Source organism: Bifidobacterium myosotis (assembly GCF_002259745.1).
Taxonomy (GTDB): domain Bacteria; phylum Actinomycetota; class Actinomycetes; order Actinomycetales; family Bifidobacteriaceae; genus Bifidobacterium; species Bifidobacterium myosotis.
The window spans coordinates 23548-45108 of record NZ_MWWW01000009.1 but is presented as its reverse complement, the minus strand read 5'-3'; the positions used below and the strand labels follow the sequence as shown (position 1 = coordinate 45108).

Below are 21561 nucleotides of genomic sequence, written 5' to 3'. Positions count from 1 at the left end.
TCGCGATCCGTTACTTCTTCTTTCGCTTCCTCACCGGCTGCTGACGCTGGTAGCCCTGAGTCTCCTTGCGCGCGGCCTCCTCCTTGGCCTTCTGCAACGCCTCCTCCTCAAGCGAAGGCTGACCGGCCTTGGCGCGGCGCTCGTTCTCGCGGCGATGGTCGCGCTTCTCCTTGTCAGCGGCGGCCGGGGACCCGGGCGTCGGGAAGTAGGTGACCTGCCACAGGGTACGCAACAGGTTGCACACGTTGCTGGTAAGCCAGTACACCAGCACGGCGAACGGCATGGTGGTGCCGGAGAAGATGTACATAAGCGGGAAGACCCACAGCATCATCTTCTGCATGGTCTCGGTCTGCTTGTTCATCGAGGCCGCCGCCATATTGCGCTTCATGCTGAAGTACTGCACGAACCACAGGCAGAAGCACATGAGGAACACGAAGATGCCGATGACGACCTTGCCGCTGGTGGAAGCGGAGCCGAAGTTGTCACCCACGCTCACTACGCCGAAAACGTCGGTCTTCGTGAACTGCTGGGCAGTATCGACGTCGAACGCACCAAGCGGGCCGCGCTTCTCGCGAGCGATGAACGGAATGGCCGAAAGCGTGTAGAACATCGACATGAACACCGGGCCCTGGATGAGCATCGGCAGGCAGGACCCGGCCGGATTGGCGTCGTTGTCCTGATAGAGCTTCATCATCTCGCGGCTCATGGCCTCCTTGGAGGCCTGATCCGTCTTGCCCTTGTACTTGTTCTGGATGCGCTGCATCTTCGGGGCCAATGCCTGCATCTTGCGCATCGACTTCATCTGCTTGTAGAACAGCGGGAAGATGCCCGCCTGCACCACCAGCACCAGGCAGATGATGGCGATGACCCACGAGACGCCGATCGGGCTCATGCCAAGCATGACGAAGAAATCATGCACCAGCTTCAGAATCCAGGTCTGCAGCCACTCGATAGGGGTGAGGATCTTATAGAAGAATCCCCAGAACCCGGTATCGAGGTAGAACACGTTTTGGTTTAGCATCGATGGGCCTCTCCTTGAGTGTGGGCCAATGGTGTCAGCCGAGGCTCCTCATGGGCCTTCGACCACGAAAATCTGTAGAAAATCGAATACCGCTGCGGCACATCGTCGATTCCCCCGCGACTCCACGGCCGACAACGCAGCAGACGAAGCACGGCGAGCAACCCGCCGCGAAATGCACCATACCGTTCGAGCGCCTCGATGGCATAGTTCGAACAGCTGGGGTAGTACTTGCAACAAGGCGGTGTGTTCGCGGAAATGGTGCGCTGATACCAGCGCACTCCCGCAATCAACACCGCCCTGAGAGAAGTCATGATGTCACGCCGTCTTTCGCGCCACAGTGGCGAACGCCTTGGCGATCTGCTCGTCCAATGACGAATACGACGCTGCAGCCGCGCTCGGCTTCGCGCGCAACACGATATCGCAGCGTTCGGGCAGGAGATCCTCATGGGTTCTGGCCAGCACCCGGAAGCGGCGCTTCACGGTATTGCGTGTAACGGCCTTGCCGACGGATTTGGATACGGCCAAACCCAGACGACGATACGTCGCCTGTTCCTCATCATGAGCGTCGTCGGGCACCAGATAGTGCACGACGATGTCCTTGCCACCGACTTTGCGCCGGCGCTTCAGCACGGTGACAAAATCACGATGGCTTTGCAGCCGCTCCACCTCGACTATGCCGCTGTGGTAATGGTCCGACCGAATCAGGCGGACAGGGTCTTGCGGCCCTTGGCACGACGACGGTTGATCAGCGCGCGACCGGAACGGGTGCGCATGCGCAGACGGAAGCCGTGCTTCATGTGACGACGACGGTTGTTCGGCTGGAACGTCCTCTTCATAATCTATTGCTCCTAGGTCTATTCGGCAACGCTTCGCGCTGCCCTCACGTGAGTCAAGCTATACCAAGCTACCCTCACCCCTCCCCTGAAGTCAAAACGAGAGAGGTTTTTTCACATTTCGACACGGCGCGCGACACGCCGAGACACCCCGATAAACGGCGGAAAATCAAGCATTCACGGCTCAGAGTTATCCACAAATTACATGCCTGTTATTCACATTCCAGTATTTTCAACACGCAACGCGGTGGATAACTTCCTCACATCGGAGTAAACATAGAGAGTTGTATTATCCACGAGACCGAGCGAAGAAAGGGCCGACGACCATGGTGCATGCTTCCGGCGACCCTGCAGTCGAAGCCGCTCATATCTGGGCCAACGCCCTTACCATGCTCAAGCATAACGCATCGCTGAGCGCAAGGGAGAAGGGCTGGCTCGAGGGCGTGGTGCCCGAAGGCGTGTACGGCTCGACCATCGTGTTGTGCGTGGACAACAACGTCACGATGCGCGCCATCCAAGGCGATCTCAACGAACCGCTGGTTCAGGCCCTGCACACGGTGACCGGCCAGAACATGTTCCCGGCGTTCAAGGTGGTGCCGCCCAGCGAGCCCGAACGCACGCCGGTGGCCAAGCCGTTCACGATGGAGGCGAATCCGACCGTCGCCGATTTCGGCAAGGAGCCGTTCGGCGCCGCCGCGGCCATGTCCGCCCCCGAGCCCAAGCCGATCGTGCCTCCGTCGGAGCCGCGTTTCCCCATGGGCCAGCAGAAGATGAACCGCGACCCGGAGACGCATCTCAATAAGAACTTCACGTTCGATTCGTTCGTGCCCGGCGATTCCAACCGATTCGCCCGCACGGTGGCCCTGGCCGTGGCCGAAGGCTCGGGCCAGGACTTCAACCCCCTGTGTATTTACGGCGGATCGGGCCTGGGCAAGACCCACCTGCTCAACGCCATCGGTAACTACGCCCTGGTCAAGGACCCCAGCCTCAAGGTCCGCTACGTCACCAGCGAGGAATTCACCAACGAATTCATCGACGCGCTGCAGAACCCGAACCAGAGCCAGGGCCAGATCGCCGAATTCAACCGCCGCTACCGCCAGGTGGACGTGCTCCTCATCGACGACATCCAGTTCCTCGGCGGCAAAGAAGCGACCCTCGACCAGTTCTTCCACACGTTCAACTCGCTGCACCAGGCCAACAAGCGCATCGTCATCGCCTCCGATGTGGCGCCCAAGAACCTCAAGGGCTTCGAGGCGCGCCTGATTTCCCGCTTCGAATCCGGCCTGACCGTCGATGTCAAGCCGCCGGACCTCGAGACCCGCATCGCCATCCTGCGCATGATCGCCTCGATGAACGGCTCCAAAATCCCCAACGACGTGCTCGACCTCATCGCCGAGCGCTTCACGGAGAACATCCGCGAACTCGAAGGCGCGCTCACCCGCGTGACCGCCGTCGCCTCGCTGAGCAACCAGCCCGTCACCCGCGCACTGGCCGAACAGACCCTGCAGGACTTCTTCACCACCGATGTCGAAATCAAACCCACCGACATCATCGGTCAGGTGGCCAAGTACTTCCACCTGACTTTCGACGATCTGGTGGGCCGTTCGCGCACCAAGAACGTGGCGCTGGCACGGCAGATCGCCATGTATCTGGCCCGCGAAATGACCAGCATGAGCCTGCTCGACATCGGCGAGGTGTTCGGCGGGCGCGATCACACCACGGTGATGCACGCCTACACCCGCGTGAGCGACGAAATGCAGCAGAAGCAGGAGATCTATAACTACGTGATGGAGCTCACCGTGCGACTCAAGCAGAACAGCGACTGATTGCCGTCCCGCACGATCCGTTTGACAGACCGTTTTCGGCCCTTTTCCCGAGTCGTTCGGGGAAAGGGCCGTTTTCGTTCGCTGGAATCGATTCTGGTGGATGGGAGTCTTCACGGGTCTTCACGGGTTGCCGCCCGCGAACGGCGGCATGGGCATTGCCACCGACGTCTCTTCCCCAGTCAGCTGCGCCGACAGCCGTCCTGCAAGCATGGACGAGTTCTGCGCGCAGCCTGCTGGATCGCGTCATCTTTCGACCGTCGAGCGTCGCATCCGCAGACTCTATCGAGGAGAATGCGTTCTGAAGAACGTTTTCGGCACTTTCGTTCGAGCCTGCCGGAAAACCCTCGAAAACGGTCTCTGAAATCGATTCTCCCAGTCGAAACGGGTGCGCAACACGCCGTACGGAAACCAAAAGTAGGGAAAAGTTATCCACATAGTTATTCACAAATGTGGGTAAACTCTGCGGATAAGTCGTGGATTACCCCGGATTTTATGGTGGAAAACTCGTGCATAATCGAGGCTCGATGGTGGAAAACCATTCCCGGCCGTTGAGGCTGTGGATAAGTCGGCTAGTTATCCACCGTTTATACAGAAGTTATCCACATTCTGCGACGAATTATCAACCGTTGCGACAGTAGGGCTCAACCCCACTTATCCACACTATCCACCGCCCTTATTATGGCTATTACCTACCGTGCTTAAGAATTCATCGTCGCCATGATAACCGCGAAGGTCCCTATGAACGGCAGCCAACCGGCCAGCGGTTAGAATGTTCTTCAGCACAACCGACGAAGGGAAAACACGCACTCATGAAAGTCGAAATCGACACCACAGCCTTGGCCGACGCAGTGGCATGGACCTCACGCGTCATCGACGCGCGCCCATCCAACCCGATTCTCGCCGGCGTACGTCTTGAAGCCATCGATGGCACGCTTCAGTTCTCGGCATTCAACTACGAGATTTCGGCTCGGCACCACATCGAAGCCGGAGTCGACGAATCCGGCTCGGCACTGGTGCTGGGCAAGCTGCTGGCGGACATCACCAAGTCGCTGCGCAGCGAGAAGACCTACTTGGTCACCAACGAATCGACCTTGACCATCACTTCCGGCAAGTCGACGTTTACCCTGCAGCTCATGCCGGACGCCGAATATCCGGATCTGCCGACTGTCCCGCCGGCGCTGGGCCAGGTCGATGCCCCCACGTTCGTGCAGGCGGTGAACCAGTCATGTGTCGCGGTCTCCCGTGAGGAGAACCGCCCGGTGCTGACCGGCGTGCGCATGCAGTTCCAGGGCAACAAGGTGGTCATGACCTCCACCGACCGCTTCCGTCTGGCCCGTGCCACCTTCACTTGGACCCCGCAGGACGCGAACGTCGAAACCACCACGCTGGTTCGCGGCTCCCTGCTCAAGGATGTGGCCCGTTCGCTCGACGAGCACCAGAACATCCGACTCGATTTCGACGCCGACTCCCCCACGCTGCTGGGCTTCGAGAACGCCGGCCGCGTCTCCACCTCGCAGCTCATCGACGGTGAGTTCCCCGCGGTCGATCGCCTGTTCGCCGATGACTACCCGATCCAGGCGGTGGTCAGCCGACAGGATCTGCTCGATGCGATCAGCCGTGTGGCGCTGGTGGCCGAGCGCAATGCCCCGATCCGCATGGTCTTCTCCGGTCAGGAGGTGCAGCTTTCCGCTGGTTCCGCCGATGAGGCCCAGGCCAACGAAACGCTGGAAGTGGACATGGATGGCGACGACATCACCGTGGCGTTCAACCCGTCCTACCTGAAGGAGGGTCTGTCCGCCATCGCCGAGCCGTTCGTCCGCGTCAAGATGACGACGCCGGTCAAGCCGGTCGAGTTCAACGGCCAGCAGGAGGCCGACTCCGACGAATCGATGGACTACCGCTACCTGCTGGTGCCCATGCGGTTCAACAGCTGATGTACATCTCCCGTCTTGCCCTAGACCACTACCGCTCATGGAGTCAGGTAGTGGTCGATTTCGTTCCGGGCGTCAATATCATGGTCGGCCGCAACGGGTTGGGCAAAACCAATCTGGTCGAGGCCGTCGAGGTGCTGTCCACCGGGGCAAGTCACCGGACGTCCAGCACCCTGCCGCTGATCGAGCGGGGGCAATCGACCGCCACGATCCGCGCGAACGTCGTATTCGATGACGAACCGGTCACGTATGAGGCGTCGATTCACGCGCGCGGCGCGAACCGGGCCCGCGTGAACTCCGGAAAATCGCTGTATCTGCGCGATATCGTCGGGCGGATACCCTCCGTCAGCTTTACCCCGGAGGATCAGCGGCTGGTCGCGGGCGATCCGGGCAGCCGTCGGTCGATGCTGAATCAGGCCGGTGCGCTGCTGGAGCCCGGATATGCCGCGGCGTTGCAGCAGTTCACCCGCATCGGCAAACAGCGCGCGACGTTGCTCAAGCAGCTCGGCGCCAACGCGAACGCCGGTCGTCCGGTCGATGCGCAGTTGAGCGGGTTGGAGATCTGGACCGGACAGTTCATCGAGACCGGCATGACCCTGACCCGGATGCGGGCGCGCGTGATCGAACTGCTCGCCGAGCCGTTCGCCTCGATGTACGAGCGGTTGTCCGACCGCCATGGACAGGTGCGGCTCGCCTATGCGCCGTCATTCGAGGAAGTGCTCGTGTATGACGATCCACATCCGGAGATCAGCGAGCATTTCCAACGCATCTACCCCGGTGAGGTGGCTCGCGGCGTGAACCTCATCGGTCCGCAGCGCGATGATCTGCAGCTGGATCTGGACGGGATGGCCGCCCGCGAATTCGCCTCGAACGGCGAGATGTGGACGATGGCGCTGGCGCTCAAGATGGCGTTGTTCCATGTGGTGCGCGAACGGCTGGGCATCAAGCCCATCGTCATCCTCGACGATGTGTTCGCCCAGTTGGATGACGGCCGGCGCCGTCAGATCCTCGATTTCGCGGACGGTCAGGACCAGGTGCTCATCACCGTGGCCGCCGAGGGCGATGTTCCCACGCATCGGGACGCGCATCTCATCGACGTCGGGACGCTTGTGGGCCCGGATTCCAACGAATCAGCGATAATGGATTTATTGTCCGGTTTGCGAGAAAAGCGAATGACCGAACCTCAGTGGGGAAAAGAAGGGTTGCTGCAGCCTGATGACAGCTCGGCCTCTTCTGAGAACGGGGAGGGTGCCGGAACTGGGACGACTGCCGACGGGGCACGGTCATGATGCCGCCGATCGCCGAGGCCCTGCATCTGGACGCCACCGCGCTGCCGGCTGAGGTATTCGAACGTCTCTCCCGGCGCGGGGCGCTCCTCAAGGACCGTCGCAGGCGTAACGAGGAGTCGATTGAGAACTTCGGCAAGCCGGGGCGCGATCCGGCCGAGCTCGGCGACGTGATGTCCACCATCGCCGGCAACGGCGTGTGGTCCACCAACCTCAAGCTCGCGCAGCTGCGCAATCACTGGGATCAGGTGGTGGGCGAGGGCGTCGCCCGTCATTCGGCCGTGGCGGACTTCACCGACGGCGTGCTCGTCATCCGCGCCGAATCGACGGTCTGGGCCACGCAGCTCACCTACCTCATCCCCCAGCTCACCGACACCATCCGCCGCAATCTCAAAGGCCTGACCATCAATGAGATACGCGTGACCGGCCCCGCCGCCGGATACACCAGGAAGTGGGCCCGTCGGCGGTGATGCCGGTGGGCCAGGTGATCCCCCGGTGATGCCGTCGTCGCCGATACTGCCGATGCCGTGACCGTCGTCGCCGCGGACGGTCGCCGCAGATGGCATGCGAGGCTGTAGGAGCCTCGCTATGGCGCTCGTCGTGTGAAACGAGTAAAATACATAAAGCATGGTCAAACGGCTGGAGGAGCCCTTTACGAGCGTTCTAAGCCATATCACCCCGAACGTGACCGTCATTTGCGGGGCTGACCTTGAAGTTACGGAAGGAAGCCTGTTGGCAGACGAAACCAGCAAAGAGGAGCAGCTGAGGGCGGCGAGCGATCGCATCAGCAATGTGGAGCTCACGGAGGGTGAGCTGGATGAATCCATGGCCCCCGAACATTACGAGGCCTCCGATCTGAGGGTGCTCGAGGGACTTGAGGCGGTGCGCATCCGCCCGGGCATGTACATCGGTTCCACCGGACCGCGCGGTCTGCATCATCTGGTCTACGAGATCGTGGACAACTCGGTGGACGAGGCGCTGGCCGGATACGCCAGCCATATCGAGGTCACCATCCTGCCGGACAACGGCATCCGCGTGGTGGACGACGGCCGCGGCATCCCGGTGGACGAGGTGCCCGGCGAGGGCATGTCCGGCGTGGAGACCGTGATGACCAAGCTGCATGCCGGCGGCAAGTTCGGCGGCGGCGGTTACGCCGTTTCCGGCGGCCTGCACGGCGTGGGCATCTCCGTGGTCAACGCCCTGTCGACCCGTGTGGAGATCGAGGTGCGCCGTCAGGGCTTCCACTGGACCCAGACGTACATCGACCAGCACCCCACCGACCGCCTGAAGCAGGGCGAGCCGATGGCCGAAGGCGAGTCCACCGGCACGTCCGTGACGTTCTGGGCGGACCCGAAGATCTTCGAGACCACCGTCTACGACTTCGAGACGCTGCGTTCCCGCTTCCAGCAGATGGCCTTCCTGAACAAGGGCCTCAAGATCAGCCTGACCGACCTGCGCGAGAACGACCAAGCCGGCGACGAGGTGACCGGCGACGACGTGCCGGACGCCGGCGAGACCCATCAGACCGTCACCTACCAGTACGCCAACGGCATCCAGGACTACGTGGACTATCTGGTCAAGATCCGCAAGGCCACGCCGGTGGAGGACGAGGTCATCAGCTTCGAGGCCGAGGACCTCAAGCTCGGCATCTCCGCCGAACTCGCCATGCAGTGGACCACCGCGTACTCCGAGTCCGTGCACACGTTCGCCAACACCATCTCCACCACCGAGGGCGGCACCCACGAGGAGGGCTTCCGCGCCGCGCTGACCAGCCTGGTCAACCGCTACGCACGCGAGAAGGGCATCCTCAAGGACAAGGATGAGAACCTTTCCGGCGACGACGTGCGCGAGGGACTGACCGCCGTGGTCTCCGTCAAGCTCACCAACCCGCAGTTCGAGGGCCAGACCAAGACCAAGCTCGGCAACTCCGAGGCCAAGGCCTTCGTGCAGCGCGTGATGACCGACAAGCTCGGCGATTGGTTCGACGCCCACCCCAGCGAGGCCAAGAACATCATCCAGAAGGCCATCGAGGCCTCCCGCGCTCGTCTTGCCGCCAAGAAGGCCCGTGAGAACACGCGCCGCAAGTCCATTTTCGAATCCGCCGGCATGCCGGACAAGCTCAAGGACTGCCAGTCGAACAACCCGGAGGAGTGCGAGCTGTTCATCGTGGAGGGCGACTCCGCAGGCGGCTCCGCCATCCAGGGACGCAACCCGATCACGCAGGCCATCCTGCCGCTGCGAGGCAAGATCCTCAACACCGAGCGCGCGAGCCTGGACCGCATGATGAAGTCGGACACCATCGAATCGCTGATCACGGCGGTCGGCGGTGGCTACGGCGAGGACTTCGACCTGTCCAAGGTGCGCTACCACAAGGTCATCATCATGGCCGATGCCGATGTGGACGGCGCGCACATCGCCACGCTGAACCTCACCCTGTTCTTCCGCTACATGCGCCCGATGATCACCGCCGGATACGTGTACGTGGCCATGCCGCCGCTGTATCGCCTCAAGTGGACCAAGGGTCCGCACGACTTCGTCTACACCGACGCCGAACGCGACCGTGTGCTCGCCGAGGGCAAGGAGGCGGGCCGCCAACTGCCCAAGGGCGAGGGCATCCAGCGCTACAAGGGTCTGGGCGAGATGAGCTACCAGGAGCTGTGGGAGACCACCATGGACCCCGAGCACCGCATCCTCAAGCAGGTGCACATCGAGGACGCGGCGGCCGCCGACGAGACTTTCTCGATGCTCATGGGCGACGAAGTGGAGCCCCGCAGGCTCTTCATCCAGCGCAACGCCAAGAACGTCCGCTGGATCGATGCGTGACGCGCATCCTCCGCGAGCGGAGAATGCAATCCCTTGGCTCCCCTCAGAGAGAGGGAGCCAGATATCACCAAAGGAACGGTAATAAGTGGCAGACGAAACGAATAACGTGCCGGGCGGCATGAGCGACGCCGACGGCAGCAATGGCGACGAGCAGTTCACCCCGGACGGCTCGATGGAGCCGTTGAGCCCGCAGGAGGCCGACACCACCGACTATGGCCTGATGACCGGTGAGCGCATCCAGCGCAAGGACCTGCAGCAGGAGATGCGCGAGTCCTATCTGGCCTACGCCCTCTCGGTGATCGTCGAACGCGCCCTGCCGGACGTGCGCGACGGCATGAAGCCGGTCCACCGCCGTGTGGTCTACGCGATGTACGACGGCGGCTACCGCCCCGACCGCGGCTACAGCAAGTGCGCCCGCGTGGTCGGCGAGGTCATGGGTAAGTACCACCCGCACGGCGACGCCGCCATCTACGACACCCTCGTGCGCATGGCCCAGCCGTGGTCGATGCGCTACCTGCTCGTGGACGGTCAGGGCAACTTCGGCTCCCCCGGCGACGACCCGGCCGCCGCCATGCGTTACACCGAGTGCCGCATGGCTCCGCTCGCCATGGAGATGGTGCGCGACATCGACAAGGAGACCGTCGACTTCGCCCCGAACTACGACGGCAAGACCCAGGAACCGAAGGTGCTGCCCGCACGCTTCCCGAACCTGCTGGTCAACGGCTCCGCCGGCATCGCCGTGGGCATGGCCACCAACATCCCGCCGCACAACATGCGCGAGGTGGCCGAAGGCGTCCATTGGGCGCTTGACCACCCGGACGCCAGCCGCGAGGAGCTGCTGGACAACCTCATCCGCATCATCAAGGGACCGGACTTCCCCACTGGCGCCACGATCCTCGGCCACAAGGGCATCGAACAGGCCTACCGCACCGGTCGCGGCCTGATCACGATGCGTGCCGTGGTGAACACCGAGGAGATCAACGGCCGCATGTGCCTGGTGGTCACCGAGCTGCCCTACCAGGTCAACCCGGATCGTCTGGTGGCCTCCATCCGCGAGGCCGTGCGCGACGGCAAGATCCAGGGCATCGCCGACATGCGCGACGAGACCTCCGGCCGCACAGGCCAGCGCCTCGTACTGGTGCTGAAGCGCGACGCCGTGCCGAAGGTGGTCCTCAACAACCTGTACAAGCACTCCCAGCTGCAGCAGACGTTCGGCGCGAACATGCTGGCCCTGGTGGACGGTGTGCCGCGCACGCTCTCGCTGGACGCCTTCATCCGTCACTGGGTGGGCCACCAGCTCGACGTCATCGCCCGCCGCACCGCCTACCTCAAGCGTGAGGCCGAGGAGCGCGACCACATCCTGCAGGGCTATCTGAAGGCCCTTGACATGCTGGACGAGGTCATCGCCCTCATCCGCGCATCCGAGGACACCGATGCCGCCCGCACGGGCCTGATGAAGCTGCTCGACATCGATCAGGTGCAGGCCGACGCCATCCTGGCCATGCAGCTGCGCACGCTCACCCGCATGAACCGCGACAAGATCGTGGCCGAGCATGAGGAGCTGCAGCGCAAGATCGCCGATTACATCGACATTCTGGCCAAGCCCGAACGCCAGCGCAAGATCATCGGCGACGAGCTCGACGAGATCGTGACCAAGTACGGCGACGAACGCCGCACGCGCATCCTGCCGTTCTCCGGCGAGATGAACGTCGAGGACCTGATCGCCGAGGAGAACGTGGTGGTCACCGTCACCCACTCCGGCTTCATCAAGCGCACCAAGTCCGACGAATACCGCGCCCAGCACCGCGGCGGTAAGGGCATCAAGGGCACCAAGCTGCGCGAGGACGACGTGGTGGACCACTTCTTCCTGACCTCCACGCACAACTGGCTGCTGTTCTTCACCAACAAGGGCCGCGTCTACCGCATCAAGGCGTACGAGCTGCCCGAGGGCTCACGCGACTCCAAGGGCCAGCATGTGGCCAACCTGCTGCAGTTCGCACCGGACGAGACCATCCAGACCGTGCTGTCCATCCCGAACTACGAGGTGGCCAAGTACCTGGTGCTCGCCACGCGTTCCGGCAAGGTCAAGAAGACGCCGCTGGCGGAATACGATTCGCCGCGTCAGGGCGGCCTGATTGCCGTGCGACTGATGGCCGACGACAACGGCGAGAACGCCGACGAGCTCATCGGCGCCGCGCTGTGCAACGCCGAGGACGACATCATCCTGGTCTCCAGGCTCGGCATGAGCCTCAAGTTCCGCGCGGACGACGACCAGCTGCGTCCGATGGGCCGTCAGACCGCCGGCGTGCAGGGCATGAAGTTCCGTGACGACGACAGCCTGCTGGCCATGGACGTAGTGCCCGAGGACTCCGACAAGGACCTCTTCGTGGTCACCAACGAGGGCTTCGCCAAGCGCACCGCCATCAGCGAATACCGTCTGCAGGGCCGCAACGGCTTGGGCATCAAGGCCGTTCAGCTGGTCGAGGGCCGCGGCTCGCTCGTCGGCGCGCTGGTGGTCGGCGAGGACGATCAGGTCATGGCCATCATGAAGTCCGGCAAGGTGATCCGCTCCGACGTGGCCGAGGTCAACCGCACCGGCCGCACCACGCAGGGCGTCACGTTCGCCAAGCCCGACAAGGGCGACGAGATCCTGTCCATCGCCCGCAACGAGGAACGGGACGATGACGAGGACGATGCGGCGGCCGGCGAGTCCGGCGCTGCCGCCGTTGCCGACGCCACCGGCGAGACCGCTGCGGCGAGCCAATCCGGCGAGAATGTGAACAACCCGGAACAGGCGTGAACCGCGTCCCGAAACACTGGTAGCCTCGCTAGCAACGAGGCTACCGACAAGCCCTTGAAGGAGAAACGATGAGCGAGAATCTCGAAAACGACGAGCCCTCGGCGATCCAGCCCCAGAGCGATCAAGCTGCACCGCGTGTGGCCCGCTCCGTTTCCAGCGACCCGGAGGAGTCCACGCTGCCGCCGTCCGGCACCGTGCCCGTGCGTCCGGCCGTGCGCCGCCCGGCGCCGCGCGCCCGCCGCATGAGCCTGTCCCTGACCCGCGTGGACGCCTGGTCCGTGGCCAAGGTCTCGTTCCTGCTGTCGATCGCCGGCGCCATCATCCAAGTGGTCGCCGCCACCATCGTGTGGCTGCTGCTGGATGCGGTCGGTGTGTTCAACCAGATCACCCAGATCGTCTCCTCCACCGGTCTGGATGCGGACGCCTTCGATCTGGGCAACGTGCTGTCCCTGCCCACCGTGGTGTCGGCCGTGACCATCTTCTCGATCATCGAGGTCGTAATCATCACGCTGCTCGCCACCATCGTGGCGTTGCTCTACAACGTGGTCAGCACGCTGGTCGGCGGCGTGCACGTCACGCTCGGCGACGACTGAGTTTCCGCCTTTGTTATTACGGTGATGGCCCGTCTCCCCAGTGCTGGGAGACGGGCCATCACCGTATTTCCCGCATGTTCGTTCGATGTTCCCGCATCCAGTCTTCTGGCCGTTGAACCTTGGATGCTGGATTATCAGACACGAGCCGGTGGTGTGAGGGAGGTGGCTCCCGACCGTAGGCTTGGCCGAGCGGCCTTGAGCGTGTCGGGAGCCACCCCCCTCACACCACCGGCGTCAGCCTTACTTGACGCTTCAAATACATACGTCGAACGTTGGAAGCTATCACTCTGACACCGCCGGCGCAGCCATACCGACGTCTCCGAATCCGCTGGACGTCGGAAGCCATCACCCACCACCGGCGCAGCCCCCTACTTCACGCGGACTGCCGCTCCACAATCGTCGTGGGCAGCAGTCGGACGTAATCCGGTTTGACGGTGGCGCCTTGCATCATCGAAAGCAGCAGATCGGCCATCGTGCGGCCGTGCAGCTGCGAATCCTGACGGACCGTGGTGAGCTTCGGCTGCGAGAGCATGGCGACCGGCGAATCGTCGAATCCGGTGACGGCGATGTCCTCCGGCACCCGGTAGCCGAACCGCGCGAGCTGGCTGATCACGCCGATGGCGATGTCGTCGTTGGCGCACACGATGCCGTCCAGTTCGCCCAACATCGGCTGGAAGCTGACGGCGGCCATTTCACCGCTGGTCATTTCCCAATCGTCCGAGAAATACACCTGACGTTCGCTGAAACGGCTCCCCAAGGCCTTCTGAAAGCCCTTGAAGCGGTTGATGGCGGTCGGTGAGTATCCGGGGCCGCAAACGTACGCCAAACGCGTACGGCCGGCGTCCAGTAGCCTCCGGGTCATCTCCTGCTGGCCGTCCTCGTTGGCGAAATCGACGGCAGGGAACGGTCGGTCGGCGCGGTCGCTGACCTCCGACATCACCACCGGACGGTCCGTGTGGAGGAATGCGGCGGCGAGGGCGTCGTCCTCGCTCAGCGAGAACAACATGTACCCGTCGGCGAAATCGCTGTTGACCAGCTGGGCGATACGGCTGGTGGACGCTTCGGTGTTGGCGATGACGGTGACCATCTGATAGCCGGCGTCGCCGATGGTCTGGTTCGCGCCGGTCATGGCCTGGGCCACGCTGGCTTGGATGAGCGTCTCGTTGGATTCGACCTGGATGACCAGCGCGATGGTCTGCGTGCGCTGCTGCGCCAGCGATCGGGCCGCCTGATTGGGAGTGTATCGCGCCTCCTCGATGGCCCGCGCGATGCGTTCGGCCGCATTGGGCGAGACGTGCGCGCTGCCGTTGAGGAACCGGGAGACGGTGCCGTAGGATACGCCGGCCAGCTTCGCTACGTCGCGGATGGTCGCCTTCTTGCCTGCATTGGTCATGGTATTCATCGTATTCGCTTCCGGCAGTACCGGTGAATTTCCGGTTTGGGCGACACGCTCTTGTGACCGGTTACATACGCCTATATACTAGGTTCTGTAAGCGGTCACACAAGGCGTGTCGGAAACCACTTGCAGGCTCGATGGGAAGGGTCGGGCTCAGTGAAGACGTTGCATGAATAATCTCCTTCCACAGCCGGGGTCGATCTCCCGATCCCGGCTGCTCCTTTACTCGGCCATTTGCGGCTACATTGGAAGGAAGGCTCCGGCCCACGACGCTGTGGCCGGGCGAAGTGATCGTACAGGTACGACAGAAAGGCAGCATCCATGACCAATTCGATGAAGGCCGAACGGTTCGAGTCCGCATGGCTTGACGACCCGCGTGTGTTCGCGGTCAACAGGCTCGCCGCGCATTCCAGCCATCGGTTCTACGACCATACGCCGGCGGCCGGTGAGACGAGCGATCTCAAGCAGAGCCTTGACGGCGACTGGCGGGTGAGCGTGGTCGATCTGGTGGATCTGCCCGGTGGCGCGTCGGCGCTGGAGGATGCCGAATTCGCCCGACCGGACTTCCCGGACGGCGACTTCGGACATATCGACGTGCCTTCCACGCTCGAGACCCGCGGATTCCTCGGTCACCAGTACGTCAACCAGCAGTATCCGTGGTCCGGCCACGAGGCTCCCGAGGCCCCCGGCATCCCCGAGCACAACCATGTGGCGCTGTACCGTCGCAGGTTCACGGTGAGCCCGAAGCTTGAGGATGCAATCGCGGCCAATGCGTGCGCGGTGGCCCCCACTGGCGTCGCGGATGCCGCTCAGCAGTCCGTCGATGGTCCCGCGCACCCCATCACGCTGACGTTCCACGGTGCCTCCACGGCCATCGCCGTGTGGCTCAATGGCGCGTTCATCGGCTACTCCGAGGACTCCTTCACACCCAGCGAGTTCGACGTCACGGCGGCCATCCACGCCGGCGGGAACACGCTCGCCGTGGCCGTCTTCGAGTTCTCCTCCGCCAGCTGGCTGGAGGATCAGGACTTCTGGCGCATGCACGGCATCTTCCGCTCGGTGGAACTCGTCGCGCAGCCGGCCGTGCATGTGGAGGATCTGCGCGTCAGCGCCGACTACAGCGCCTCTGCCGGGGCCGACGGCGATAACACCGACGGCGAAGGTTCGCTGTCCATCGACGCGGCCGTGCGCAACGTTGCCGGTGCGGCGTCGTTCGAAGCGGTGCTCCGCGATGCGCAGGGCACCGAGGTCTGGCGCGAATCGCGTACGCCGGCCGATGCGGTGGCCGCCAGAAGCGGCGTTGCCGGTGTCGCAGTCGGGGCGGAGCATGCCGCAGATATCGCGGGCATCGAGATTCCGGCGGATGCCGCTCCCGCCGACCCTGCCGCAGTCCTCCCCACCCTGACCTGGCGCGCGCACGTCGGCGCGGTCGCCCCGTGGAGCGCCGAATCGCCGACCCTGTACACGCTCACCGTCACCGCGTTCGACGCGGACGGCACCATCATCGAAACCGTCCCCCAGCGTGTCGGCTTCCGTCACTTCGCCATCGAGGACGGGCTCATGAAGCTCAACGGCAAGCGCATCGTCTTCAAGGGCGTCAACCGCCACGAATTCGACGCGCGCGAAGGCCGCGCGGTCTCCGAGGCGGTGATGCTGCAGGATATCCGCGAGTTCAAACGCCTCAACATCAACGCCGTGCGCACCTGCCACTACCCCAATCAGACCCGCTGGTACGAGCTGTGCGACGAATACGGCATCTACGTGCTTGACGAGACCAACATCGAAACCCACGGCACCTGGACCATCGGCGACGGTTCGTTCCACCCGGAGACCGCCATCCCCGGCAGCCGCGACGAATGGCGCGCGGCCTGCGTGGACCGGCTCAACAGCATGATCCGCCGCGATTGGAACCACCCGAGCGTGATCATCTGGTCCCTCGGCAACGAATCGTTCGGTGGCGACGTGTTCCGCACCATGCGCGACTTCGTCCACGCGGCCGATCCCTACCGTCCGGTCCATTACGAGAGCGTGTTCAACGACCCGGAATACGGCGACGTCACCGACATCATGAGCCGCATGTACGCCAAGCCGGACGAGATCAAGCGGCTCTACCTGTTCGGCGAGGGCCAGAAGCCGTACATCTCCTGCGAATACGCGCACTCGATGGGCAACTCCACCGGTGGCCTGCATCTGTACACCGAGCTTGAGCAGTACCCCAAGTATCAGGGCGGGTTCATTTGGGATTACGTGGATCAGGCCCTGTTCCAGCGCCTTCCGGACGGCACCGAGCGGCTCGCGTACGGCGGCGACTTCGACGACCGGCCCAACGACTACGAGTTCGCCGGCGACGGCATCGTCTTCGCCGACCGCACCCCCTCCCCCAAGGCGCAGGAAGTCAAGCAGCTGTACGCCAACGTTCGCCTGACGCCGGACGAGGGCGGCGTGACGATCGTCAACGACAACCTGTTCGTCTCTACGGCCGATTCCCTGTTCACCGCGCGCGTGCTGGTGGATGGCGTGGAGCGTTGGCATGCGGACTACCGATTCGATGTGCCCGCCGGCGAGACCGTGCGTGAGCCGATCGCCTTCCCGAAGGTCACCGATCTGGTGCCGCTGGCCGAACTGGGCCGCGGCGTCGAGGTGACGTATGAGGTGGATCAGCGGCTGGCCGAAGCCACCGACTGGGCGCCGGTCGGGTATGAGCTCTCGTTCGGTCAGTATGTGGCGGCGGTGTCGTTCGACGGCGTCGGCGATGATGCGGATGATACGGCGGTTGGTAGCGCCTCCGGCTCGACGCTGGCTGTCACCGCCTCCGATGGATTCAACGCCGGCATCCACACCGATTCCGGTGAGGTGCTGCTGTCCAAGACGCAGGGCGGCATCGTCTCGTTCGTGCGCGACGGCCGCGAGATGGTGATTCGCCGGCCTGCAATCACGACGTTCCGCGCCCTCGTGGACAACGACCGTGGTTACGGTTCCGGATTCGAGCGCGCCCAGTGGTTCGCCGCCGGGCGGTACGCACGCGTGGTCGGCACCGAGGTCGAGGAGACCGATAACGGACTGGCTGCCGTATACCGCTACGAGCTGGCGGACACGGCGCATACGCCGGTGACGGTGCGGTATGAAGTCGATGCGGCGTTGCGCGTGCACCTGACCGCCGAATACCCGGGCGAGGCTTCCGCGGCGTCGCTGCCCGCGTTTGGTCTCGAATGGATGCTGCCGGCGCAGTACGACCGGCTGAAGTTCTACGGATACGGGCCCGAGGAGACCTACGCCGACCGTCTGCATGGCGCGAAGCTGGGCGTGTTCTCGCGCACGGCCGCCGAGGACTTCGCGCCGTACCTTGTGCCGCAGGAGACCGGCAACCATGAGGGCGTGCGCTGGGCCGAGATCACGGACGCGGATGGCCGTGGCATGCGCGTGACGGCCGGTGGCGCCGGATTCGGCGCTGTGGGTGCCTCGGATGCTGCGGGCTCTTCGGATGCGAAGCCGTTCGCCATGAGCCTGCTGCCCTACAGCTCGCTCATGCTCGAGGAGGCGTGGCATGCGGACGAGCTGCCGCCGGTGCGTCATACGTTCCTGCGCCTGCTCGCCGCCCAGATGGGTGTCGGTGGCGACGACACGTGGGGCGCTCCGGTTCACGACGAGTTCCAGCTGGCCGCAGACCGTCCGCTCACGCTCGATGTGACGTTGGAGTTGATCTGAGTTTTCGCGGGTGAGGTATCGCTGCCACACCCGCGGGGGTGGGCATAGCGGGGTATCGCGGGACGGTGCTGCAAAAAGCGGTTTTTGCAGCACCGTCCCGACCCGTTGCGTCCCGACCCGTCGTGATGCCGGTTTGCGCTGTCTATGTGCGGAATCGTTGGAATCGCAGCGATTGTTGACTCTGATGAGTGCCACGATATGTGGTTTTGGGGTGTAATTCAGTCATCGGGACACGGTTGTGCGGGACGGAACGACAAAACGGCGGTTTTTGCTGTTTCGTCCCAACCCGGCGCGATGTCGGGTTTTATGTCCGTGCGCGAAATCGGCGGAATTGCAAGGGTTGTCGATTGCGGTGAATGCCACGATGCGCGATTTTGCGGTGAAATCGGGCTGTCGTGGCACGGGCGCGCGGGACGGAAATGCAAAAAGCCCGATAATCACGTTTCGTCCCGCGATTGTCTCATATTGAAAGACGAAAAAGTCCGACGCATGGAGCAGAGAGGATTCGCCCCACACGCCGGACGTGTAAGCGCCCGCGGCTGGCCTTGTGGGCTCTCGAATGCCGGCGGGCAAGTATTGAAAAAGCTGTTTCTTGCTGGGGATTTGGGCTCAGAAGGCTGTGATTGGCCTTCGTGGCCGTTGGGTCCTAGTGGGCTGTCCGTAATTGTCTGAATGGTATCGGCCCTCTCTGATGGGACGTTGCCGTGAAGCAAACAGCGGAGCTGTTTGTAGGCAACGTGCGAGCCGACAGGTGAGCCAGCATGCCGCGCACGCAGTGCGTCCTTAATGACAGGACGGGCCGGCAGCGAAGCTGACTGGAGGAGAGACAGAAGCTAGCCCCCTCAATTATTAGTGAGACAGACCACTAGGTAGCACCCGACGAGGAATCCCCGACTAAACAACCGGCCGTCCGGGGAGGTGCTCTCCCGCGGACGGCACTGAATCACAATCGGATCACAGCACGCCCTGGGCGACCATCGCGTCGGCCACCTTGACGAAGCCCGCGATGTTCGCGCCGGCCATGAGGTCGCCCTCCTCACCGTACTCCTTGGCAGCCTTCAGCGACTCGGCGACGATGGACTCCATGATGGACTTGAGCTTGGCGTCCACCTCGTCGAAGGTCCAGGACAGACGGTAGCTGTTCTGGCTCATCTCCAGACCGGAGACGGCCACGCCGCCAGCATTCGCGGCCTTGGCCGGGCCGTACAGGAATCCATTGGACTTGTAGACCTCGATGGCCTCCGGAGTGGACGGCATGTTCGCGCCCTCCACCACCACGGTGCAGCCGCCGGCGACCAGTGCCTTGGCGGACTCCTCGTCGATCTCGTTCTGGGTGGCGCACGGCAGCGCGATGTCGCACGGCACGGTCCACACGCCCTTGCAGCCTTCGTGGTACTCGGCGCCCGGCACGCGCTCGGCGTACTCCTTGATGCGGCCGCGCTCGACCTCCTTGATCTGCTTGACCACGTCGACCTTGATGCCTTCCGGATCGTAGACGTAGCCGTTGGAATCGGAGACGGTCACGACCTTGGCGCCCAGCTGCTCGGCCTTCTGCACGGCGTAGATCGCCACGTTGCCGGAGCCGGAGACCACCACGGTCTTGCCCTCGAAGGAATCATTGCGCAGCACGCGCAGCGCCTCGGCGGTGTAGTAGCACACGCCGTAGCCGGTGGCCTCGGTGCGGGCCAGCGAGCCGCCGAACTGCAGGCCCTTGCCAGTCAGCACGCCGGAGTACTCGTCGCGGATGCGCTTGTACTGGCCGAACAGGTAGCCGATTTCGCGGCCGCCCACATTGATGTCACCGGCCGGAACGTCGGTGAACTGGCCGATGTGACGGCACAGCTCGGTCATGAAGGCCTGGCAGAAGCGCATGACTTCGGCGTCGGACTTGCCCTTCGGGTTGAAGTCGGAGCCGCCCTTGCCGCCGCCCATCGGCAGCGTGGTCAGGCTGTTCTTGAGGATCTGCTCGAAACCGAGGAACTTGATGACGCCCTCGTTGACGGTCGGGTGGAAGCGCAGGCCGCCCTTGTACGGACCAATTGCGGAGTTGAACTGCACGCGGTAGCCGCGGTTGACCTGCACCTTGCCGGCATCGTCCACCCAGGCCACGCGGAACTTGACCAGACGCTCGGGCTCCACCAGACGCTCCAGCACGCCGTTGGTCTCGTACTCAGGATGCTTGGCGATGACCGGCTGGAGCGTATCCAGCACCTCGTAGACGGCCTGCAGGAACTCGGGCTGGTCGCCATCGCGCTTCTCGACCTGTTCGTAGACGCGCTTGACATACTCGTTGGTGAGCATAGTGGAACTCCCCCTTGGGTTGGACTACCAAATAAGACGTTTCCGATTGTAGGCGCGTTGACGGGAAACGCTCAAGGGTTCGGTACGGGATTAGTCAACTGGTGGACATGCGCGGGTCGGTCGCATGCGACAGGCGGGCGGTGTGCCTTGTCGCGTGCCGGTTATGCGCGACCGCACGTGCATCGGTCGCTCCGTGGTTCAATGGGCGAAATAGGTCTGCAGGATCATCGTGGTTTCGGTGCTCACCGGCACCGTGCGGTGAATGAGGTTGAGCAGTTCCTCCAGCGCGCCGGGGGACGCCACGCGCACCACCAGCACGAAACTGGGGGCGCCGGCCACCGAGTAGCAGGAGACGATGCCCTTGATGTTCTTCAACTTCTCCGGAATCGACGATTCGGCGGAATAGTCGAGTGGTGTCACATTGACGAACGCGCTGATCGGCAGGCCGCGCTGCTCCTGGTCGACGATGGCCTTGTAGCCTTTGATGATTCCGCGCTTCTCCAGCTTCTGCACGCGTGACTGGGCCGCGGAGACGGACAGACCGGTCTCCTGCGCCAACTGTGCCAGCGTGGCGCGCCCGTCGGCCTCGAGCATGGTGAGGATGCGCTGGTCGATGTCGTCGATGCCGGTCATGGTGCCTCCGTGATTCCCGCGTTGTGTGCCGGTCCTTGGCTGTTCCTGATGCCACTGTACCCGCTGCCGGCCTTGTTGCCCATTGCCGCTGCCTGCCTCTGAGTGGTACGTCTTGCAAGTGTCTAAGTGGTAGGCCCCTGACGAAGGGCTGGCAGTGAAGCTGGCTGGGGCTGGGGAGGAGGAGACGGAAGCTGGAAACTTCAATTATTGGCGAAGTAGACCGATAGTTGGATTGGGTGACTCGGGATGGCGGATTCGGTGTGGTGGATATTCTATTGAAGAGGGATGTGCGGACGCTCGCGGGCATATGCAGGCGTCCACTGCAGGCGTCCACGGAAGGTGAATGCGGCGCATCGAATGCGTGGATGTGTGACGTGGGTGCGTGGATGCACAGACGTATAGACGTATAGACG

General features: G+C 63.4%; 15 protein-coding genes. 8 read left to right on the top strand and 7 right to left on the bottom strand.

What is annotated here, in order from left to right; translation table 11 throughout:
• Nucleotides 1–10: 10 nt before the first annotated feature.
• From yidC to rpmH, 4 genes are read right to left on the bottom strand one after another with little or no spacing between them, the layout of a single operon-like run.
• Nucleotides 11–1021, bottom strand: coding sequence for a membrane protein insertase YidC (gene yidC / locus BMYO_RS05070; protein ID WP_094667435.1), 1011 nt, complete (start codon nucleotides 1019–1021; stop codon nucleotides 11–13).
• Nucleotides 1015–1332, bottom strand: a complete 318-nt coding sequence (gene yidD / locus BMYO_RS05065) for a membrane protein insertion efficiency factor YidD (RefSeq protein ID WP_169834052.1) — start codon at nucleotides 1330–1332, stop codon at nucleotides 1015–1017. Before yidD ends, yidC begins: the two co-directional genes overlap by 7 nt.
• A gap of 4 nt (nucleotides 1333–1336) precedes the next feature.
• On the bottom strand, nucleotides 1337–1687 hold the full coding sequence (rnpA, locus tag BMYO_RS05060; protein WP_094667434.1) for a ribonuclease P protein component: 351 nt from the start codon (nucleotides 1685–1687) through the stop codon (nucleotides 1337–1339).
• Between the two features lie 35 nt (nucleotides 1688–1722).
• Nucleotides 1723–1857, bottom strand: coding sequence for a 50S ribosomal protein L34 (gene rpmH, locus BMYO_RS05055; protein ID WP_055427958.1), 135 nt, complete (start codon nucleotides 1855–1857; stop codon nucleotides 1723–1725).
• A gap of 323 nt (nucleotides 1858–2180) precedes the next feature.
• Between rpmH and dnaA the strand changes: the two genes are divergently transcribed.
• From dnaA to BMYO_RS05015, 7 genes are all read left to right on the top strand, one after another.
• The gene (gene dnaA, locus BMYO_RS05050) at nucleotides 2181–3680 is read left to right on the top strand and encodes a chromosomal replication initiator protein DnaA (RefSeq protein WP_094667433.1); all 1500 of its coding nucleotides are present in this window, start codon (nucleotides 2181–2183) and stop codon (nucleotides 3678–3680) included.
• Between the two features lie 809 nt (nucleotides 3681–4489).
• The gene (gene dnaN, locus BMYO_RS05040; protein ID WP_094667432.1) at nucleotides 4490–5614 is read left to right on the top strand and encodes a DNA polymerase III subunit beta; all 1125 of its coding nucleotides are present in this window, start codon (nucleotides 4490–4492) and stop codon (nucleotides 5612–5614) included.
• Nucleotides 5614–6900: a DNA replication/repair protein RecF gene (recF, locus tag BMYO_RS05035; protein ID WP_094667431.1), complete on the top strand. Its 1287-nt coding sequence runs from the start codon at nucleotides 5614–5616 to the stop codon at nucleotides 6898–6900. The genes dnaN and recF overlap by 1 nt, the downstream gene beginning before the upstream one ends.
• Nucleotides 6897–7367 (top strand): DciA family protein, encoded by a 471-nt coding sequence (locus BMYO_RS05030; protein ID WP_094667430.1) that lies wholly within the window; start codon nucleotides 6897–6899, stop codon nucleotides 7365–7367. The genes recF and BMYO_RS05030 overlap by 4 nt, the downstream gene beginning before the upstream one ends.
• 262 nt (nucleotides 7368–7629) lie before the next feature.
• Complete coding sequence (gene gyrB, locus BMYO_RS05025) at nucleotides 7630–9720, top strand: DNA topoisomerase (ATP-hydrolyzing) subunit B (RefSeq protein ID WP_094667429.1); 2091 nt, start codon at nucleotides 7630–7632, stop codon at nucleotides 9718–9720.
• Between the two features lie 118 nt (nucleotides 9721–9838).
• Nucleotides 9839–12520: a DNA gyrase subunit A gene (gene gyrA / locus BMYO_RS05020; protein ID WP_094667451.1), complete on the top strand. Its 2682-nt coding sequence runs from the start codon at nucleotides 9839–9841 to the stop codon at nucleotides 12518–12520.
• 68 nt (nucleotides 12521–12588) lie between these two features.
• The gene (locus BMYO_RS05015) at nucleotides 12589–13113 is read left to right on the top strand and encodes a DUF3566 domain-containing protein (protein WP_094667428.1); all 525 of its coding nucleotides are present in this window, start codon (nucleotides 12589–12591) and stop codon (nucleotides 13111–13113) included.
• Nucleotides 13114–13486: 373 nt separating this feature from the next.
• Here the strand turns inward: BMYO_RS05015 and BMYO_RS05010 are convergent, their stop codons facing one another.
• Nucleotides 13487–14506 carry a LacI family DNA-binding transcriptional regulator gene (locus BMYO_RS05010; RefSeq protein ID WP_233428160.1) on the bottom strand — a complete coding sequence of 340 codons (1020 nt, stop codon included), beginning with the start codon at nucleotides 14504–14506 and terminating at the stop codon, nucleotides 13487–13489.
• Between the two features lie 324 nt (nucleotides 14507–14830).
• Here BMYO_RS05010 and lacZ point away from each other — a divergent pair, with 324 nt between their 5' ends.
• Complete coding sequence (lacZ, locus tag BMYO_RS05005; protein WP_094667426.1) at nucleotides 14831–18214, top strand: beta-galactosidase, LacZ type; 3384 nt, start codon at nucleotides 14831–14833, stop codon at nucleotides 18212–18214.
• 954 nt (nucleotides 18215–19168) lie between these two features.
• On the opposite strand, the gene gdhA is transcribed toward lacZ, so the two are convergent.
• The gene (gene gdhA, locus BMYO_RS05000) at nucleotides 19169–20515 is read right to left on the bottom strand and encodes an NADP-specific glutamate dehydrogenase (RefSeq protein ID WP_094667425.1); all 1347 of its coding nucleotides are present in this window, start codon (nucleotides 20513–20515) and stop codon (nucleotides 19169–19171) included.
• A gap of 198 nt (nucleotides 20516–20713) precedes the next feature.
• On the bottom strand, nucleotides 20714–21148 hold the full coding sequence (locus BMYO_RS04995) for an Lrp/AsnC family transcriptional regulator (RefSeq protein WP_094667424.1): 435 nt from the start codon (nucleotides 21146–21148) through the stop codon (nucleotides 20714–20716).
• Between the last annotated feature and the right edge of the window lie 413 nt (nucleotides 21149–21561).

What these genes read in the sequence shown, in the direction of transcription:
- BMYO_RS04995 (WP_094667424.1), bottom strand. Translation starts at nt 21,148, where the DNA reads ATGACCGGCATCGACGACATCGACCAGCGCATCCTCACCATGCTCGAG.
- yidD (WP_169834052.1), bottom strand. Translation starts at nt 1,332, where the DNA reads ATGACTTCTCTCAGGGCGGTGTTGATTGCGGGAGTGCGCTGGTATCAG.
- recF (WP_094667431.1), top strand. Translation starts at nt 5,614, where the DNA reads ATGTACATCTCCCGTCTTGCCCTAGACCACTACCGCTCATGGAGTCAG.
- dnaA (WP_094667433.1), top strand. Translation starts at nt 2,181, where the DNA reads ATGGTGCATGCTTCCGGCGACCCTGCAGTCGAAGCCGCTCATATCTGG.
- dnaN (WP_094667432.1), top strand. Translation starts at nt 4,490, where the DNA reads ATGAAAGTCGAAATCGACACCACAGCCTTGGCCGACGCAGTGGCATGG.
- gyrA (WP_094667451.1), top strand. Translation starts at nt 9,839, where the DNA reads ATGAGCGACGCCGACGGCAGCAATGGCGACGAGCAGTTCACCCCGGAC.
- yidC (WP_094667435.1), bottom strand. Translation starts at nt 1,021, where the DNA reads ATGCTAAACCAAAACGTGTTCTACCTCGATACCGGGTTCTGGGGATTC.
- lacZ (WP_094667426.1), top strand. Translation starts at nt 14,831, where the DNA reads ATGACCAATTCGATGAAGGCCGAACGGTTCGAGTCCGCATGGCTTGAC.
- BMYO_RS05015 (WP_094667428.1), top strand. Translation starts at nt 12,589, where the DNA reads ATGAGCGAGAATCTCGAAAACGACGAGCCCTCGGCGATCCAGCCCCAG.
- gdhA (WP_094667425.1), bottom strand. Translation starts at nt 20,515, where the DNA reads ATGCTCACCAACGAGTATGTCAAGCGCGTCTACGAACAGGTCGAGAAG.
- rpmH (WP_055427958.1), bottom strand. Translation starts at nt 1,857, where the DNA reads ATGAAGAGGACGTTCCAGCCGAACAACCGTCGTCGTCACATGAAGCAC.
- BMYO_RS05010 (WP_233428160.1), bottom strand. Translation starts at nt 14,506, where the DNA reads ATGACCAATGCAGGCAAGAAGGCGACCATCCGCGACGTAGCGAAGCTG.
- BMYO_RS05030 (WP_094667430.1), top strand. Translation starts at nt 6,897, where the DNA reads ATGATGCCGCCGATCGCCGAGGCCCTGCATCTGGACGCCACCGCGCTG.